The sequence below is a fragment of the Solwaraspora sp. WMMD1047 genome (genome assembly GCF_029626155.1).
Classification (GTDB): domain Bacteria; phylum Actinomycetota; class Actinomycetes; order Mycobacteriales; family Micromonosporaceae; genus WMMD1047.
Genome location: NZ_JARUBL010000001.1, coordinates 5,377,130 through 5,393,933, shown reverse-complemented (window position 1 = coordinate 5,393,933; position 16,804 = coordinate 5,377,130). Strand labels below are relative to the sequence as shown.

General features: G+C 72.9%; 13 protein-coding genes. 7 read left to right on the top strand and 6 right to left on the bottom strand.

Going from position 1 to position 16,804, the window contains the following annotated elements; genetic code table 11:
* Window positions 1–139: 139 nt before the first annotated feature.
* Window positions 140–679, top strand: a complete 540-nt coding sequence (locus O7627_RS24595; RefSeq protein WP_278095844.1) for a hypothetical protein — start codon at window positions 140–142, stop codon at window positions 677–679.
* Between the two features lie 212 nt (window positions 680–891).
* On the top strand, window positions 892–1,398 hold the full coding sequence (locus O7627_RS24590; protein ID WP_278095843.1) for a hypothetical protein: 507 nt from the start codon (window positions 892–894) through the stop codon (window positions 1,396–1,398).
* Between the two features lie 8 nt (window positions 1,399–1,406).
* Here the strand turns inward: O7627_RS24590 and O7627_RS24585 are convergent, their stop codons facing one another.
* Window positions 1,407–2,057 carry a hypothetical protein gene (locus O7627_RS24585; RefSeq protein WP_278095842.1) on the bottom strand — a complete coding sequence of 217 codons (651 nt, stop codon included), beginning with the start codon at window positions 2,055–2,057 and terminating at the stop codon, window positions 1,407–1,409.
* 286 nt (window positions 2,058–2,343) lie between these two features.
* On the opposite strand from O7627_RS24585, the gene O7627_RS24580 reads away from it, so the two are divergent.
* Entirely contained in the window at window positions 2,344–2,880 is a 537-nt protein-coding gene (locus tag O7627_RS24580; RefSeq protein WP_278095841.1) for a copper resistance CopC family protein, read from the top strand.
* A 57-nt stretch (window positions 2,881–2,937) separates the two neighbouring features.
* Here O7627_RS24580 and gltX read toward each other — a convergent pair whose 3' ends face one another.
* Complete coding sequence (gene gltX, locus O7627_RS24575) at window positions 2,938–4,347, bottom strand: glutamate--tRNA ligase (RefSeq protein WP_278095840.1); 1,410 nt, start codon at window positions 4,345–4,347, stop codon at window positions 2,938–2,940.
* Between the two features lie 103 nt (window positions 4,348–4,450).
* On the opposite strand from gltX, the gene O7627_RS24570 reads away from it, so the two are divergent.
* Window positions 4,451–5,698 carry an SLC13 family permease gene (locus O7627_RS24570; protein ID WP_278095839.1) on the top strand — a complete coding sequence of 416 codons (1,248 nt, stop codon included), beginning with the start codon at window positions 4,451–4,453 and terminating at the stop codon, window positions 5,696–5,698.
* A 33-nt stretch (window positions 5,699–5,731) separates the two neighbouring features.
* Here O7627_RS24570 and O7627_RS24565 read toward each other — a convergent pair whose 3' ends face one another.
* Both O7627_RS24565 and O7627_RS24560 read right to left on the bottom strand, forming a co-directional pair.
* Window positions 5,732–7,015, bottom strand: a complete 1,284-nt coding sequence (locus O7627_RS24565; protein WP_278095838.1) for an MFS transporter — start codon at window positions 7,013–7,015, stop codon at window positions 5,732–5,734.
* Complete coding sequence (locus tag O7627_RS24560; RefSeq protein WP_278095837.1) at window positions 7,012–8,370, bottom strand: GH1 family beta-glucosidase; 1,359 nt, start codon at window positions 8,368–8,370, stop codon at window positions 7,012–7,014. The genes O7627_RS24565 and O7627_RS24560 overlap by 4 nt, the downstream gene beginning before the upstream one ends.
* A gap of 139 nt (window positions 8,371–8,509) precedes the next feature.
* On the opposite strand from O7627_RS24560, the gene O7627_RS24555 reads away from it, so the two are divergent.
* On the top strand, window positions 8,510–8,962 hold the full coding sequence (locus O7627_RS24555; RefSeq protein ID WP_278095836.1) for an SRPBCC family protein: 453 nt from the start codon (window positions 8,510–8,512) through the stop codon (window positions 8,960–8,962).
* Window positions 8,963–9,114: 152 nt separating this feature from the next.
* Here O7627_RS24555 and aceE read toward each other — a convergent pair whose 3' ends face one another.
* Window positions 9,115–11,865 carry a pyruvate dehydrogenase (acetyl-transferring), homodimeric type gene (gene aceE, locus O7627_RS24550; RefSeq protein WP_347404672.1) on the bottom strand — a complete coding sequence of 917 codons (2,751 nt, stop codon included), beginning with the start codon at window positions 11,863–11,865 and terminating at the stop codon, window positions 9,115–9,117.
* Window positions 11,866–12,032: 167 nt separating this feature from the next.
* Between aceE and O7627_RS24545 the strand changes: the two genes are divergently transcribed.
* Window positions 12,033–12,437 carry a YjbQ family protein gene (locus tag O7627_RS24545; RefSeq protein WP_278095835.1) on the top strand — a complete coding sequence of 135 codons (405 nt, stop codon included), beginning with the start codon at window positions 12,033–12,035 and terminating at the stop codon, window positions 12,435–12,437.
* Between the two features lie 48 nt (window positions 12,438–12,485).
* Here the strand turns inward: O7627_RS24545 and O7627_RS24540 are convergent, their stop codons facing one another.
* Window positions 12,486–14,162, bottom strand: coding sequence for an alkaline phosphatase D family protein (locus tag O7627_RS24540; protein WP_278095834.1), 1,677 nt, complete (start codon window positions 14,160–14,162; stop codon window positions 12,486–12,488).
* A gap of 238 nt (window positions 14,163–14,400) precedes the next feature.
* On the opposite strand from O7627_RS24540, the gene O7627_RS24535 reads away from it, so the two are divergent.
* A complete protein-coding gene (locus O7627_RS24535; RefSeq protein WP_278095833.1) occupies window positions 14,401–16,785 on the top strand; it encodes a transketolase C-terminal domain-containing protein in 2,385 nt (794 codons plus the stop codon).
* Window positions 16,786–16,804: the final 19 nt, after the last annotated feature.

Sequence of the window (16,804 nt, the reverse complement as noted above, 5' to 3'; positions counted from 1 at the left end):
CGCCGAAAGAGGTACCCGCCGGGACCATCCTTCGACGGACCCGGATCTCGGCCCGTACGCCGACGCGCGGCCCCGGCGGCCGGGGCAGGCTGAGGGTACGGCCGCCACCCGGCCGACGGTCGATGAGGAGGGGTGACCGATGCTGCTGGCGGTGATCGCCGCGTGCGAGATCGGGTTCTGGGTGGTCCTCGGGGCCGGGCTCGTCGCCCGGTACCTGCTGCGGATGCGGCGGCTCAGCGCGGTCCTGCTGATCTGCGTACCGCTGGTGGACCTGGTGCTGCTCGCCGCCACCGTGCTGGACCTGCGCCGCGGGGCGACCGCCGACTTCACCCACGGCCTGGCGGCCGCGTACCTCGGCTTCTCGGTGGCCTTCGGGCACTCGATCGTGCGGTGGGCGGACCAGCGCTTCGCGCACCGGTTCGCCGGTGGTCCGCCGCCGTGGAAGCCGCCGAAGAGCGGTTGGGCGCGGACCCGGTACGAGTGGCGGGAGTGGGGCAAGGCGGTGCTCGGGTGGGCGGTCGCCTGCGGGCTGCTCGGGCTCGGGGTGCTGATGGTCGGCGACGCCGACCGGACCGCCGAACTGACCGCGTGGATCCTGCGGCTCAGCGTGGCGATCGCCATCTGGTTCGTGGCCTTCCCGCTCTGGGCAACCCTCTTCCCCGGCAAGCCGCAGACCTGACCGATGAGGTGTCCGCCCAGCTCACGCAGCGGTCCGTTGGTCGCATCCAGCGGACACCGCAGACGGCGGCGTCGACCGTGTCATGGTGTGCCAGTACGGTGACACCACCCGGCACGTCGGTCCAGCCGCTATCCGTGGCCGTCAGCCACCGTGGCACGTGCCCGCCGGCCGGGCGACGCCCACACGGCGACGGCGAGCGTGAGGAGGCCGCGATGGGACACGAGGCCGAGCCCCACCGGGTGACCGGTGACCCGCACCACCTGCGCGGCGACCAGGACCGCGGCCCGGCCCGCACCGACCGGGAGTTCCTCCGCTGGGTCTGCGGCGCCACCCCCGGCCGCGAGGTCGCCCCTGGTCACGATCTCACCCCTGGTCACGAGTCAGGCACTGGTCACGAGTCAGGCACTGGGCGCGAGTCGGGCGCTTGTCGCGATGCCGCCGCCGAGGTCGAGACCGGCACCACGCCGGGTGGCGGGGTGGGGCCGGCCGGCGCGGTGGCCGGGCCGGCTGGGCGGGTGCCGCGGCAGCGCGTCGGCGACGCCACCGAGCAGCAGGGTGATCCCGACGAGCCGGTCATTCGGGCGGAGGCGGCGGAGTCCGAGCCCTCGACGGGCTGCCAGACCGACCGGTCCGGCTGGGCCGGCGCACATCGGCACGGCGCGGTCCGACCCAGGCCGCGGCCAACCCGCCGGCAACGGCCGCCGGGCCGTTGGTGCTGACCGGACCGTCACCGGGTGCGGCGGCGCACCAACAGGGCTATCCCGGCCAGGCCGAGGGTGATGGTCAGCAGTACGGCGCCGTTGAGCAGCAGCAGATGGCGCAGTTCGCCGAGCACCCGGTCGAGGTTGTCGCCCGCACCCAGCCCCTCGTCGGGGATCACCCGCTCGCCGCCGCCGATGCCACCGCTGATCGGGTCGGACCGCTCCGGCAGCGGTGCGCCGGCCGCCCGGAGCGTCTCGGACATGCTGAGCCGGCCGAAGAACCAGGCCGCCGTGGACTTGCGTTCCGGCTGCTTGGCCGGCCGGTGTGCGCGCGGTCCGCCGTTGGCCAGCGGGTACAGGTCGTAGGTCTGCTTGGCGACGTCGTCGGTCAGCAGCACGACCGTGTACTTAGGACCGAGGTCGGCCTTCTTCGGTGCGGTGGTCTGCCCGGCGCCCGTCAGGTAGCTCACCTGGTCGAGCAGCGCGGCGAAGAGCTCCGGGGCGTCGGCCGCCTGCACGTTGATCGGGGCGCCGATGTCGTCGCCGGTGATGGTTACCGTGGTCGGGCCCTTGGGCTCCTTCGGAGCGGCCTGGGCGGTGCCAGGACTGCCGAACCAGACGCCGATCGCGCCCAGCAACGTGACGATCACGAGTCGGAGACTCATCCGTCGGACCATTGCCGACCCCCTCGCCCCGTTTCGATGGATGGTCTTGTGCAGGTCACGCGCTGGTTCGTCGAAGAAGCGCCAGCCGCAATGGACGCGAACCGGGGCGCTATCTGAAAGACTCCGCAGAACGTCGCTCGGTTGCACCGGAACGAGCTGAAGTTGGAACTACCCGCGATCTCCGACCGACTAACCGGACGAGCCGTAGATCACCTATTCGAATCGTAGCTTTGTGGAGGGGACCATGGGGGGCGGCCGGACCCGCACTGTAGCGCTCTTGTTAACTGTCACCGGAGCGATGCTCTCCGTGTTCGCGTTGGCTTCGCCAGCCGCCGCCCACAACGCGTTCACGGGCAGCAACCCCAAGGACGGGGCCAAACTGGCGGAGCCACCACGCCGGATCCAGCTGAACTTCCTGTCCCGCCTGAAGCCCGAGGACACCACGGTGACCGTGACCGGTCCCGACGAGGTCCCGGCGGCCGGCGGGAAGCCGACCTTCGACGGGTCGCGGGTCACGGTGCCGTTCAAGCCGGGTGCCGCCGGTGTCTACATCGTCCAGTACCGGACGCTCTCCTCGGACGGCCACACCATCTCCGGGGAGATCCAGTTCACGATGACCACCGGCACCGCACCGACGCCGGCACCGACCTCGGCCGCCGCCCCGACCCCGACCCCGGCCGCCCCGACCGCCGCGCCGTCGGCCGAGCCGGCACCGTTGGACCGGGCCAGCGACGCCGATCCGACCGCCTGGTGGCCCTGGCTGGTGGTCGCGGTCCTGGCCCTGGCGGCGCTGGCCGGCGGAGTGTTCCTGGTCCGCCGCCGACGGACCGGCTGATCCCGGCCATCGCGGGGGATCGGGTCCGGGCAGCCGACCCGCCGCCGACCGCCCGGGTCAGGGTAGCCGGACCCGGGCGGCCCGCAGCCGGGTCAGGGTCCGGTCCCGGCCGAGCACCTCCAGCGACTCGAACAGCGGCAGCCCCACGCCCCGTCCGGTCACCGCGACCCGCACCGGCGCCTGCGCCTTGCCCAGCTTCAGGCCACGGGCGGCGCCGACCTCCTCCAGGCTGGCCTTCAGGGTCTCGGCGTCCCAGCGCAGCAGCGAATCGAAGGCCGCGATCGTCTCGTCGAGCAGTTCGGCGGAGCCTTCCTTCATCGCCTTGGTCCAGGCGGCCTCGTCGATCAGCGGGGACGCCAGGAAGAGGAAGTCGACGGTCGGGACGATCTCGCTGAGCACCGCGATCCGGGTCTGGGCCAGCGGGGCCACCGCGGCGAACGCCACCGGGTCGAACTCGGCCGGCTGCCACGGGGGTGGCGCGATGGTCGCCGTACCGGTCAGCCAGGGCCCGCAGGCGGCGACGAACTCGTCGACCGGCAGCGCCCGCAGGTACTCGCCGTTGAACGCCCGCAGCTTCTTCTCGTCGAAGAAGGCCGACGACGGGTTGACCTCCTCCAGCCGGAACTCGGTCTCAATCACCGACCAGGGCACGATCTCCCGGTCGCCGCCGGGCGCCCAACCCAGCAACATCAGGTAGTTGCGCATCGCGGCGGCCAGGTAGCCCTCGTCCCGGTACGCCTCCAGGGCCACCTTGTCCCGGCGCTTGGACAGCTTCTGCCGCTTCTCGTTGACCACCACCGGCACGTGTGCCCAGACCGGTGGCTTGACGCCGAGCGCCTCCCAGAGCAGCTGCTGCTTCGGGGTGTTGGGCAGGTGCTCCTCGGCCCGGATCACGTGGGTGATCTCCATCGTGATGTCGTCCACGACGTTGGCCAGCAGGAACACCGGGGACCCGTCGCCGCGGGCGATCACGAAGTCCTCGATCAGGCGGTTCTCGAAGGTCGGCTCACCCCGGATCAGGTCCACCACCACGGTCTCGCCGGTGTCCGGGGTCCGGAACCGCAGCGCCCGACCGGGGGCGGCCGACAGCCCGCGGTCCCGGCAGAAGCCGTCGTAGCCCCGGTACTGCGACCCGGTCCGGGCCTGGACCGCCTCCCGGCTGCAGTCGCAGTAGTAGGCCCGACCGGCGGCGTGCAGTCGGGCGGTCGCGGCCCGGTGCTCCTCGGCGTTCGCGGACTGGAAGTACGGACCCTCGTACGTGCCGCGCTGGATGCCGATCCAGTCCAGCGCCGAGAGGATGCCCTCGGTCCACTCCGGTTTGTTCCGGGCCGCGTCGGTGTCCTCCACCCGCAGCACGAAGACCCCCCCGCGCTGCTTGGCGTAGATCCAGTTCTGCAGCGCCGAGCGGGCACCGCCGACGTGGAACATTCCAGTCGGAGAAGGGGCAAAGCGTACGCGTACCGTCACGCCCTCAGCCTACGGCCGGACCCCCGGTGCAATGCCACCAGGTTTGGGTACCCGGCCCGGGCGGTGAAGATAGCGGGGCTGACCAGGGAGGAACCGCTCGACAATGAGTTGCGACACCGGCCCGGCGGAATCCGGCGTACGCACCGCGCGGCCGCCCGGCCGCAGGTGGCGGGCACCCCGGCCGGGCTGGCCGGACCTGCTCCCCATCGCGCTGCTGGCGCTCGCCGCCGGGCTGCTGGCGACCGGGCTGCTGCCGACCGAGCGGGCGGCGGCCGCCCTCTGGCGTACCGCGCCGTTGTTGATCTTCTTGGTGGCGGTGCTGGTGCTGGCCGAGCTGGCGGCCCGGGCCGAGGTCTTCGACGTGCTGGCGGTCCGGATGGCCATCGCCGGCCGGGGCAGCTACCCGGCGCTCTTCGCGCTCAGCGTCGGCCTCGCCGCGGTCACCACCATGATCCTCAACCTGGACACCACCGCTGTCCTGCTGACCCCGGTGATGCTTGCCGTCGCGGTCCGGGCCGGCATCGCCACCCTGCCGCTGGCGATGACGACCGTCTGGCTGGCGAACACCGCGAGCCTGCTGCTGCCCATCTCCAACCTGACGAACCTGCTGGCCGCCGACCGGGTGGACCTGAGCCCGCTGGGGTTCGCGGAGCGGATGGCGGTGCCGCAGGCGGCGGCGCTGCTGGCCACCGCCGGCTGCCTGTGGATCTTCTACTGGCGGCGAGGGCTGCGGGACGAGCGGCGGTACGCGCCGCCGACCCGGCACCGTCCCCGCGATCCGGTGCTGTTCCGGGTCGCGGCGGTCACCTGCGGCTGCTTCGCCGCCGGGGTGCTCGCCGGGGTGCCGATCGAGATCGTCGCGGTGGCCGCCGCGCTGGCGCTGGTGGCCGCGTTCGCCGCCCGGGACCGGGCCGGGCTGCGCGGCGGCCTGGTCTCCTGGCGGCTGCTCGGGTCGGTGACCGGGCTCTTCCTCGTGGTGGAGGCGATCAGCCGGCACGGACTGCTGACCGAAATGGCGAAGCTGATCGGCCCGGACGGCGGCCCGGCGGGGATCTGGCGGGCGGCGGCCACCGGGGCCGGGCTGTCGAACCTGGTGAACAACCTGCCGGCCTACCTGGCCGGCGAGGCGGTCGTCCCGGCCGGCAACCACGATCAGCTCCTCGGCCTGCTGATCGGCACGAACGTCGGCCCGCTGGTGCTGCCCTGGGCGTCGCTGGCGACGCTGCTCTGGCTGCAACGCTGCCGGGCCGCCGGGGTACGGATCCACTGGCCCCGGTTCGTCGCCACCGGCGCGGTGACCGCCGTCGTGGTCCTGTCGGCCGCCGTCGGTGCGCTGCTGGCCACCGGCTGAGGTCGGGCCGCTGGGGTGGCGACCGGACGGGGATCAGCGTACGGAGCGGATCTGGACGACCAGGACGGCGCCGAGCAGGGTGACCACGGCGGTGACCGCGTACAGGGTCGGATAGCCGCCCAGGTGCACCACGATCGGGGCGGAGAGCGCCGGCCCGAGCACCTGGGGCGCCGAGTTGGCGATGTTGATCACGCCGAGGTCCTTGGCCCGGTCGGTCGCCCGGGGCAGCACCTGCGTGATCAGCGCCGCGTCCACGGCCAGGTAGATCCCGTAGCCGGCGCCGAGCAGCAGAGCGGCCACCATCGCCATCGGCCAGACCGGCCAGATGGCGAGCAGCAGCGCGGCGACGGTCATCACCACCCCGGACCAGATCACGAAGATCTTGCGCCGGCCGGACCGGTCCGAACGCCGGCCGGCGACCACGGCCGTCGCCATCATGCCGACCGTGTAGAGCAGGATCAGGACCAGCAGCCCGCCCTCCGGGTCGGCGTGCCGGACCTCGTCCTGCAGAAAGTAGAGCAGGTAGAGGGTGCCGAGCGCGTTGCCGATCTGGACCAGGAAGCGGGTGCCCCAGGCCCAGGCGAAGTCCGGGTGCCGGCGCGGGCTGACCCAGAGCCCGGCCAGCAGGTCCCGGGGCCGAAGCCGGGCGCGGGCGCCCCGGGGCAGCGGGTCGTCGGCGGTCAGCAGCGCGAACGGCAGCGACAGCAGCAGCAGTGCGATCGCCACCGCGACGTAGCCGGCGGCGTTTCCGGTCACCACGGCGGTGACCAGGATCGCGCCCAGCACCAGGCCGAGGGCCTGCGGGATGCCCACCCAGCCGGAGACCCCGCCGCGCTGCGGCACCGGCACCCGGTCCGGCACCGCCGCGGTCAGGGTGGCCAGCATCGCGTTGAGGCAGAGTTGGGCGGCCACCCAGCCGACCGCGACCCCGAGGATGGTCCGCTGCTGGGCCAGCAGGACCAGGGAGAGGGCGGCGAGCAGGCCGCCGACGACGGTCCAGACGTGCCGGCGGCCGAAGTCGCGCCCGCCCAGCCGGGGCCGGGTCCGGTCCGACAGCGCACCGGCGATCGGGTTGGCCAGCACCGCCGCCAGCGCGCCGAGGCCGGTCACCAGCGCCAGCATCTCCTCCTTGTCGCCCGGCGAGATCGATTCGATCTGCTGCGGAAGCAGCACCTGGATCGGGGTGAAGAACGCCATCCAGAGCCCGAGGTTGGCGCTGAACAGCAGCGCGATCCAGCGCGGCCGGACCTGGTCGGTCGGCTCGGCGAGCGCGGCCGGCGGTGGCAGCGAGGCCGGGGTCGGGTCGAAGGTGGTCACGGCAGCCGGCCGGCGGCGATCACGTCCCGGTACCAGGCGTACGAGGTTTTCGGGGTCCGGCGCTGGGTGTCGAAGTCGACGTGCACCAGGCCGAACCGTTTGGTGAACCCCTCGGCCCACTCGAAGTTGTCCAGCAGCGACCAGACGAAGTAGCCCCGCACGTCCACGCCGTCCGCGATCGCCCGGTGCACGGCCCGCAGGTGCCCGTCCAGGTACGCCACCCGGTCCGGGTCGTGGCAGCGGCCGTCCGGGCCGACCGTGTCGTCGTAGCTGCAGCCGTTCTCGGTGATCTGGATCGGCGGCAGCGCCGGGCCGTACTCGCGGTGCAGGCCGGTGAGCAGCTCGTGCAGGCCGTCGGGGACGACCGGCCAGTCGAAGCTGGTGGTCGGGTGGCCGGTCAGCGGCACCAGCTCGAACGGCAGCGGCCCGGCCGGGTCGTCCGGTGCCCGTACCCCGGTGGGGTTGTAGTAGTTGACGCCGAGCGCGTCCAGCGGCGCGGCGATCGTGGCCAGGTCGCCGTCGCGGACCACGGCCAGGTCGAACGGCAGCTCGGCCGGGTAGCTGCGGCCGAAGAGCGGGTCGGTGAAGAGCCGGTTCTGCAGTGCGTGGAAGGCCGCCGCGGCGGCCAGGTCGGCGTCGCCCGGTTGGGCGCCGGCCGACCCGAACGCCCGCACCGGGGAGTAGTTGTTGGTGATGGCGACCGGGGCGCCGGTGCGGGCGCGCAGCGCGGCGACGGCCAGCCCGTGCCCGAGCATCTGGTGGTGGGCCACCGGGAAGGCGTCGAAGAGCAGCGCCCGGCCGGGGGCGTGGCTGCCGACGCCGTACCCGAAGCTCATGTGCACGAACGGCTCGTTGAGGGTGATCCAGAGCTTCACCCGGTCGCCGAGGCGGTCGGCGACCAGCCCGGCGTAGTCGGCGAACCGGGTCGCGGTGTCCCGGGACAGCCAGCCGCCGGTGTCCTCCAGCGGTTGCGGCAGGTCCCAGTGGAAGAGCGTGGCGACCGGGTCGATGCCCCGGTCGAGCAGGGCGTCCACCAGCCGGTCGTAGAACGCCAGCCCGGCCGGGTTGGCGGGGCCGCTGCCGGTCGGCTGGATCCGGGGCCAGCTGATCGAGAACCGGTACGCGGTGACGCCGAGCCCGGCCAGCAGGTCGACGTCCTCGGCGTACCGGTGGTAGTGGTCGCAGGCGACGTCGCCGGTGCTGCCGTCGGCGACCGCGCCCGGGGCGTGGGTGAAGGTGTCCCAGATCGACGGGCCGCGGCCGTCCGCGTCGACGGCCCCCTCGATCTGGTACGCCGAGGTGGCCGCGCCCCAGGTGAAGCCGGCCGGAAAGTCGAGCGACGGACCCCGGTTCATCAGCCCTCCAGCGCAAGACGCGAAAGTTGCTCGCACTCTAGACGGCGCGGCGTGTCGACGGAAGGGCGTCCGGATTCGTCCGGTTATGCGGCTAAGGTGGGTAATGGTCAGTTAATGCCCTCAATGGAGGCGACTGCAGATGATGCTGATTGAACGCTGCACCCGGGTGGCGGCACCGATCGAGGCCGTCTGGGAGGTGGTTCGGCGAGCCGAGCACCTGCCGGCCTGGCTGACCGGGGTCCGGCAGGCCGAAGTGGTCTCCGGCGACGGCGTCGGCCGCCGGCACCGGGTGGAGGCCGCCGACGGCGCGATGTTGGACGCCGAGGTGATCGCCTACCAGGAACCGACCCTGATCGCCTGGCGCGAGCGGGCCGAGGGTGCGGGCGCGCGCTCCGAGGCGCGCACCGAGGTGTACGTGGAGCTCACCGCCGAGGACGACGGGGACACCTCGGTCCGGCTGATCGTGGTCCGCTGGCCGGCCGGCCCGGTCAGCAGCGCGCTGCTGCGCTGGGGGATGCGCCGGGTCGGCACCGACCTGGAGGGCTCACTGGCCCGACTGACCGGCCTGGCGACGCTGACGGCGGTCGGCTGACCGGCTGCGGCCTGCTGACCGGCTGCGGCCTGCTGACCGGCTGCGGCCTGCTGACCGGCTGCGGTTTGCGGATCGGCCGACCCACGCCGGCGGACCGGCGAACTCACCGTCCCGCCAGGACTGATCCGGCGGGACGGTGACTGCGCACCTGCCTACGAGTCGCCGCCGGTCTCGCCGACCGGGGCGGCGGTGACGTCGTCGATGGCGTACTTCTTGGCGGCCTCGGCCGGCACCGACGCCGGCACCTTGCCCGCCTTGGCGAGCTGCCGCAGCGTCGCCACCGCGATCGACTCCGCGTCGACGTGGAAGTGCCGGCGCAGCGCGTGCCGGGTGTCGGAGAGGCCGAACCCGTCCGTGCCCAGCGAGGTGTAGTCGTTCGGGATCCACCGGGAGATCAGGTCCGGCACGGCCCGCATCCAGTCGCTGACCGCCACCACCGGGCCGTCGGTGTCGGCGAGCTTGCGCTGGATGTACGGCACCTGCTGGTCGCCGCCCGGGTTCAGCAGGTTGTGTTCCTCGCAGCGGACCGCGTCGCGACGCAGCTCGGTCCAGGAGGTCACCGACCAGACGTCGGCGGCCACCCCCCAGTCCTGGGCGAGCAGCTGCTGCGCCTTGAGCGCCCACTGCATGCCGGTGCCGGAGGCGAGGATGTTGGCCCGAGGGGCCGCCTCGTCGCCGCCGGCCGCCGGGGCCGGCGAGTAGCGGTAGATGCCGCGCAGCAGCCCGTCGACGTCCACGTCCTCGGGCTCGACCGGCTGCAGGATCGGCTCGTTGTAGACGGTCAGGTAGTAGTAGATGTTCTCCGGCTGCTCGCCGTACATCCGGTGCAGACCGTTCTCGACGATGTGCGCGATCTCGAACGCGAACGCCGGGTCGTAGGCGACCACCGCCGGGTTGGTGGCGGCCAGCAGGTGCGAGTGGCCGTCCTCGTGCTGCAGGCCCTCCCCGTTCAGGGTGGTCCGGCCGGCGGTGGCGCCCAGCACGAAGCCCCGGACCATCTGGTCGGCGGCGGCCCAGAACGCGTCACCGGTGCGCTGGAAGCCGAACATCGAGTAGAAGATGTAGAGCGGGATCATCGGCTCGCCGTGGGTGGCGTACGACGACCCGGCGGCGGTGAACGAGGCGACCGAGCCGGCCTCGTTGATCCCCTCGTGCAGGATCTGGCCGCTGGTGGCCTCCTTGTACGACAGGAACAGCTCCCGGTCCACCGAGGTGTACTTCTGCCCGTGCGGGGAGTAGATCTTCTGGGTCGGGAAGAGCGAGTCCATGCCGAAGGTGCGCGCCTCGTCCGGGATGATCGGCACCCACCGCTTGCCGAACTCCCGGTCCTTCATCACGTCCTTGAGCAGCCGGACGAAGGCCATCGTGGTGGCGACCTTCTGCTTGCCGGAGCCCTTCTTGACGTCGGCGAACCGCTCCGAACCCGGGATCCGCAGCGGAACCGGCGCGGTCCGCCGCGACGGCAGGTAGCCGCCGAGCTGCTCGCGCCGCTCGCGCAGGTAGGTCATCTCGTCGGAGTCGTCGGCCGGCCGGTAGTACGGCGGCAGGTACGGGTTGGCCTCCAGCACCTCGTCCGGGATGTCCAGGTAGAGCCGGTCGCGGAAGGTCTTCAGGTCCTCCAGCGTCAGCTTCTTCATCTGGTGCGTCGCGTTGCGACCCTCGAAGTGCGAGCCGAGCGTCCAGCCCTTGATGGTCTTGGCCAGGATCACCGTCGGCTGTCCGGTGTGCTCGGTGGCCGCCTTGTAGGCCGCGTACAGCTTGCGGTAGTCGTGCCCGCCCCGCTTGAGGTTCCAGATCTCCTCGTCCGAGAGGTGCTCGACCATCTTGCGGGTGCGCGGGTCGCGGCCGAAGAAGTGCTCCCGCACGTACGCGCCGGACTCGGCCTTGTAGGTCTGGTAGTCGCCGTCCGGGGTGGTGTTCATCAAATTCACCAGCGCGCCGTCGGTGTCGGCGGCGAGCAGCGGGTCCCACTCCCGGCCCCAGACCACCTTGATCACGTTCCAGCCGGCGCCCCGGAAGAACGCCTCCAGCTCCTGCATCACCTTGCCGTTGCCCCGGACCGGCCCGTCCAGCCGCTGCAGGTTGCAGTTGATCACGAAGGTGAGGTTGTCCAGCTCCTCCCGGGCGGCCACCCCGATCGCGCCCAGCGACTCCGGCTCGTCCATCTCGCCGTCACCGAGGAACGCCCATACGTGCTGGTCGGAGGTGTCCTTGATGCCCCGGTGCTGCAGGTAGCGGTTGAACCGGGCCTGGTAGATGGCGTTTATCGCGCCGAGTCCCATCGAGACGGTCGGGAACTCCCAGAAGTCCGGCATCAGCCGCGGGTGCGGGTACGACGGCAGCCCGCCGCCGGGGTGCGACAGCTCCTGCCGGAACCCGTCGAGCTGGTGCTCGGTGAGCCGGCCCTCCAGATAGGCGCGGGCGTACATGCCGGGGGAGGCGTGGCCCTGGTAGAAGATGTGGTCGCCGCCGCCGGGGTGGTTCTTGCCCCGGAAGAAGTGGTTGAAGCCGACCTCGTAGAGCGACGCCGAGCTGGCGAAGGTGGAGATGTGCCCGCCGACCCCGATCTCGGGGCGCTGCGCGCGGTGCACCAGCATCGCGGCGTTCCACCGGATGAAGGCGCGGATCCGCCGTTCGATGTGCTCGTTGCCGGGGAACCACGGCTCCCGCTCCGGCGCGATGGTGTTGAGGTAGTCGGTGGTGGTCAGGGGCGGCACCCCGACCTGACGCTCCCGGGCCCGTTCCAGCAACCGCAGCATGACGTACCGGGCGCGCTTGGCGCCCCGCGCGTCGATGACGCCATCGAGCGACTCGACCCACTCGCCGGTTTCTTCGGGGTCGATGTCCGGAAGCTGGCTCGGCAGGCCGTCACTGATCACCGGGCGCTTGCGTTCCGTGGCCACGGGCGTCCCCTCGGTTGTGTGTGTGGTTTACGTCTCTAGCACCATCCTGCCCCCTGGTGCCTTCCCGCGTCACGTCTAGCCGCCGCAGGGCGACGATCGACACATGTACCGACCGGTAACTTTGGGTGATCCGGCCCGCCGGGCGGCGGTCCGGCAAACTGGGGCCCATGCGCACTGAAGTGGTCACCATCCGCACCGGGTCCCGGCCGACCGTCCGGGACCTCACCGCCGAGGCGGAACGGTTCCTCGCCGGCGCGGGCGACGGGCTGCTGCACGTCTTCGTCCCGCACGCGACCGCCGGCCTGGCCATCATCGAGACCGGCTCCGGCTCCGACGACGACCTGCTCAGCGCACTCAACGACCTGCTGCCCGCCGACGACCGGTGGCGCCACCGGCACGGCTCACCGGGGCACGGCCGGGACCACGTGCTGCCCGCCTTCGTGGCGCCGTACGCCACCCTGCCGGTGCTCGGCGGCCGGCTCGCGCTCGGCACCTGGCAGTCGATCTGCCTGGTCGACCCGAACGGCGACAACGCCACCCGCCAGGTCCGCTTCTCCTTCCTGGCCGGCTGACCCCCGTCGGGCGCCCGGCTGACCTCGCCGGGCGCCCGCTGGGGCCGGTCAGGGCCGCGTCGTCTCCCGGTCGACGGTCTCGGCGCCCTGGTCGGTGCCCCGGTCGGCACCGGACCGGGCCGGGGCCGGGTCGAGCGGCCGGTCGTAGGTCTGCTGCGGGCCGGGGACCCGGTCCTCGACGACGAACGACGCCCGGGTGTGCACCGGCGCTCCCGGGCTGCTCACGTACGGCACCACCTCGAAGTCGGCGGTGAGCTGCCGCGGGGTGAGCCGGGTCAGCACGTACCCCCGCTGGTTGTTGTAGAACCGCAGGTGCGGGTTGATGGCCAGGAACGGGTGGCTGGCCGGGTCGGAGTCGGCACCGTCGCCGCCGGAGGTGATCGAGGAGCAGACCAGCTCGCTGCCGACCGTGCGTCCGGTCGGGTCCGCGTAGTCGAGTTTGAGGTCGCTGGCCCAGTGCGCGTGCACGTCACCGGTGAGCACCACCGGGTTGCGCACCCCCGCGTCCAGCCAACCCCGGGTGATCCGCTCCCGGGACGCCACGTAGCCGTCCCAGGCGTCCATGCTGGTCACGGTCGCCGGTCCGGCGTCGTTGTCCCGCTGGGCGAAGAAGACCTGCTGGCCGAGGATGTCCCAGCGCGCCTCCGACCGCCGGAACCCGTCCAGCAGCCAGCGCTCCTGCTCGGCGCCGGTGATCGACCGGGCCGGGTCGCCGGCCGCCGCGCAGTCCCGGTAGCCGTCCCCGCAGGCCTGGTCGTCGCGGTACTGCCGGGTGTCGAGCAGGTGGAAGGTGGCCAGCCGGCCCCACCGGACCCGCCGGTAGAGCTGCATGTCGATGCCGCGCGGCACCGAGCCGCGCCGCAGCGGCATGTTCTCGTAGTACGCCTGGAAGGCGGCCGCCCGCCGGTCCAGGAAGCCCGGCTGCGGATTCTCCGGCCGCTCGGGCACCTCGTCGGCCCAGTTGTTGTCCAGCTCGTGGTCGTCCCAGACCACCAGCCACGGCGCGGCGGCGTGCGCCGCCCGCAGATCCGGGTCGGTCTTGTACTGGGCGTGCCGCTGCCGGTAGTTGGCGAGCGTCACCGTCTCCGGGCCCTCGTGGTCGCGCGGGTTGCCGCCCGGGGCGACGTACGCGCCGGCGGTGTACTCGTACTGGTAGTCGCCGAGGTGCAGGACCAGGTCCGGCTCGGCCTCGGCCAGCCGCCGGTACGCGGTGAACCAGCCGTGCTCGTACTGCGAACAGGAGACGAACGCCATCGCCAGCGGCCCGCCCATGGCCCACGGGGGCGGTGCGGTGCGGGTGCGGCCGACCGGCGAGACGTACCGCTCGACGCGGAACCGGTAGAAGTACTCCCGGCCGGCCGGCAACCCGCCGAGCTCGACGTGCACGCTGTGCGCGGCGGCCGGCGAGGCGACGGCGGTGCCGCGCCGCAGGACGTGCCGGAACCGCTCGTCGGCGGCGAGTTCCCAGCGCACCGGCACCGGTCGCGACGGCATCCCGCCGAGGCCGTCCTCGGCCAGCGGCTGCGGGGCGAGCCGGGTCCAGAGCACGAAGCCGTCGTGGTCCGGGTCACCCGAGGCGACGCCGAGGGTGAACGGGTCGGCCGCCAGCGGGCGGGTGGCCGCGGCGCCCACCGGCGCGGCGGTGGCGGCGGCGGGTCCGGCCAGCGCCGCGCCGCCGGCGCTCACCCCGGCCGCGACGAGCAGGCTACGTCGGGACAGTGACATGTGCGACTCCCCAGAATCCGTGACGGACCCCCGGGCCGTGGACCGGCCGGCGGGTCGGACTGCGGGCAGCGTCGCGAGTTCCGGTTCACGCCACGGTTCGGGTCGTTGACAGCCCGCCGAACACAGCGGTAAATCTCGATCAATTGCGTCCGCGGGCAGCGGCCGAATCACCGTCCGTGATGCGACACACCGGTGCGCTGCGGGCCGTTCAAGTGGTCAGGTCGGGCGCGCGTCGGTAATGCTGTCCGACGTGACGACCCCTCAAGATCTCGACGAACGGTTCCGGGTAGCGGTCGGCGCGCTGACGGCCGCGGACGCCGAGCGTCCGGTCGACGGCCCGGTGCGGGAGGGGACCGGGCTCACCGGGGAACGGGCGCTGGCGCTCTTCGACGCCCAGCTCACCAGCCGGCACCTCGACCTCGCGGCGCGCTGGCTGCGCAGCTTCGGCGAGGGCTACTACACCATCGGATCGGCGGGGCACGAGGGGAACGCGGCGGTGGCCGAGGCGGTCCGACCGACCGACCCGGCGCTGCTGCACTACCGGTCCGGCGGCTTCTACTGCGCCCGGGTGGCGCAGGCCACGCCCACCGGGCCGGCCACCAACTCCGGCGACGACGGCGAGTCCGACCCGCCGGAGGCGGTCACCGAGGCGGCCCGGGACGTCCTGCGCGGCGTGGTCGCCTCGGCCAGCGAGCCGGTGGCGGGCGGGCGGCACAAGGTGTTCGGCAATCCCGCGCTGGCGGTCGTCCCGACCACCTCGACGATCGCCTCGCACCTGCCCCGCGCGGTCGGCGTCGGGTTCGCGATCGAGCGGCTGCGCCGGCTGGCCGGCGCGGCGCAGGGCCGCGGCACCGGCCGGCACCGCCCGGGTACGGGCGCCCGAGCGCCGGTCGACATCCGGGCGCCGTGGCCGGCCGACTCGATCGTGGTCTGCTCGTTCGGCGACGCCTCGGTCAACCACGCCAGCGCGGTGGCCGCCTTCAACACCGCCGGCTGGTGCGACCACACCGGCCTGCGCATCCCGGTGCTCTTCGTCTGCGAGGACAACGGCCTGGGCATCAGCGTGCGCTCGCCGGACGGCTGGGTGGCGGCGACCCTGCAGGCCAAGCCGGGGCTGCGCTACTTCGCCGCCGACGGCTGCGACCTGGCAGCCAGCTTCGACGCCGCGACGGAGGCGGCGACCTGGGTACGTCGGCACCGGCGCCCCGCCGTGCTGCACCTGTCGACCGTACGGCTGATGGGCCATGCCGGCGCGGACGCCGAGGTGGCCTACCGGTCGGCCGCCGACATCGATCGCGACCTGGCGCGGGATCCGCTGGTGGCCACCGCCGGCCTGCTGGTGGCCGCCGGCCTGACCAGCCCGGACGAGCTGATCGCCCGGTACGACGAGGTCGGCTGGCAGGTCCGCAAGGTCGCCGAGGAGGTGCTCGGCGAGACGAAGCTGGAGACGGCGTCGGACATCGTGGCCCCGCTCGCGCCGCGCCGCCCGGTGCGGGTCTCCCGGGCGGTCTCCGACGCCGCCGCCCGGGCCGGCGGTCCCGCGGCGGCGGCCCGGGTCACCGCGTTCGCCGGGAAGCCACCGGAGCAGTCCGGCCCGCTCACCCTCGCCCAGACCATCAACGCCACCCTCGCCGACGCGTTGCTGGAGTACCCGACGATGACCGTGTTCGGGCAGGACGTGGCGGTCAAGGGCGGCGTCTACGGGGTGACCAAGGGGCTGCGGGAGCGGTTCGGGGCGTCCCGGGTCTTCGACACGCTGCTCGACGAGACCTCGGTCCTCGGGTTGGCGCTCGGCGCCGGGCTGACCGGCATGCTGCCGGTGCCGGAGATCCAGTACCTGGCCTACCTGCACAACGCCGAGGACCAGCTGCGCGGCGAGGCGGCCACCATGCAGTTCTTCTCCCGCGGGGCGTTCCGCAACCCGATGGTGCTGCGGTTGCCCGGCCTGGCGTACCAGGAGGGGTTCGGGGGGCATTTCCACAACGACAACTCGGTGGCCGTACTGCGGGATGTTCCGGGGCTGGTGCTCGCGGTGCCGGCGCGGGCCGACGACGCCGCGCCGATGTTGCGGTCCTGCCTGGCCAGCGCCGCGGTGGACGGCAGCGTCTGCGTGTTCCTGGAGCCGATCGCGCTTTACCACACCCGGGATCTGCACACCGATGGTGACGGGGAGTGGTTGGCGCCGTATCTCGCCCCGGGCGACTGGGCCGGCGCCCACCTGCCGGTCGGGCGGGCCCGGGTGTACGAGGTCGGCTCCGCCGAGGACATCACGATCATCACCTTCGGTAACGGGGTACGGATGTCGCTGCGGGCCGCGGCCCACCTCGCCGAGGAGGGGATCGGCACCCGGGTGGTGGATCTGCGCTGGTTGGCGCCGCTGCCGGTGGCGGATCTGATCCGAGAGGCGTCGGCCACCGGCCGGGTGCTGGTGGTGGACGAGACGCGCCGGTCCGGCGGGGTCGGGGAGGGGGTGGTGGCCGCCCTGGTGGACGCCGGATATGTCGGAGTAGCGCGCCGAGTGGCGTCAATTGACACATTTGTTCCACTCGGCCCGGCCGCCCGACAGGTCCTGGTTTCCGAACAAGCCATTACCCAGGGTGCCCGAACGCTGCTGGCACGGTAAATTCCCTTCCAGCCGGTGC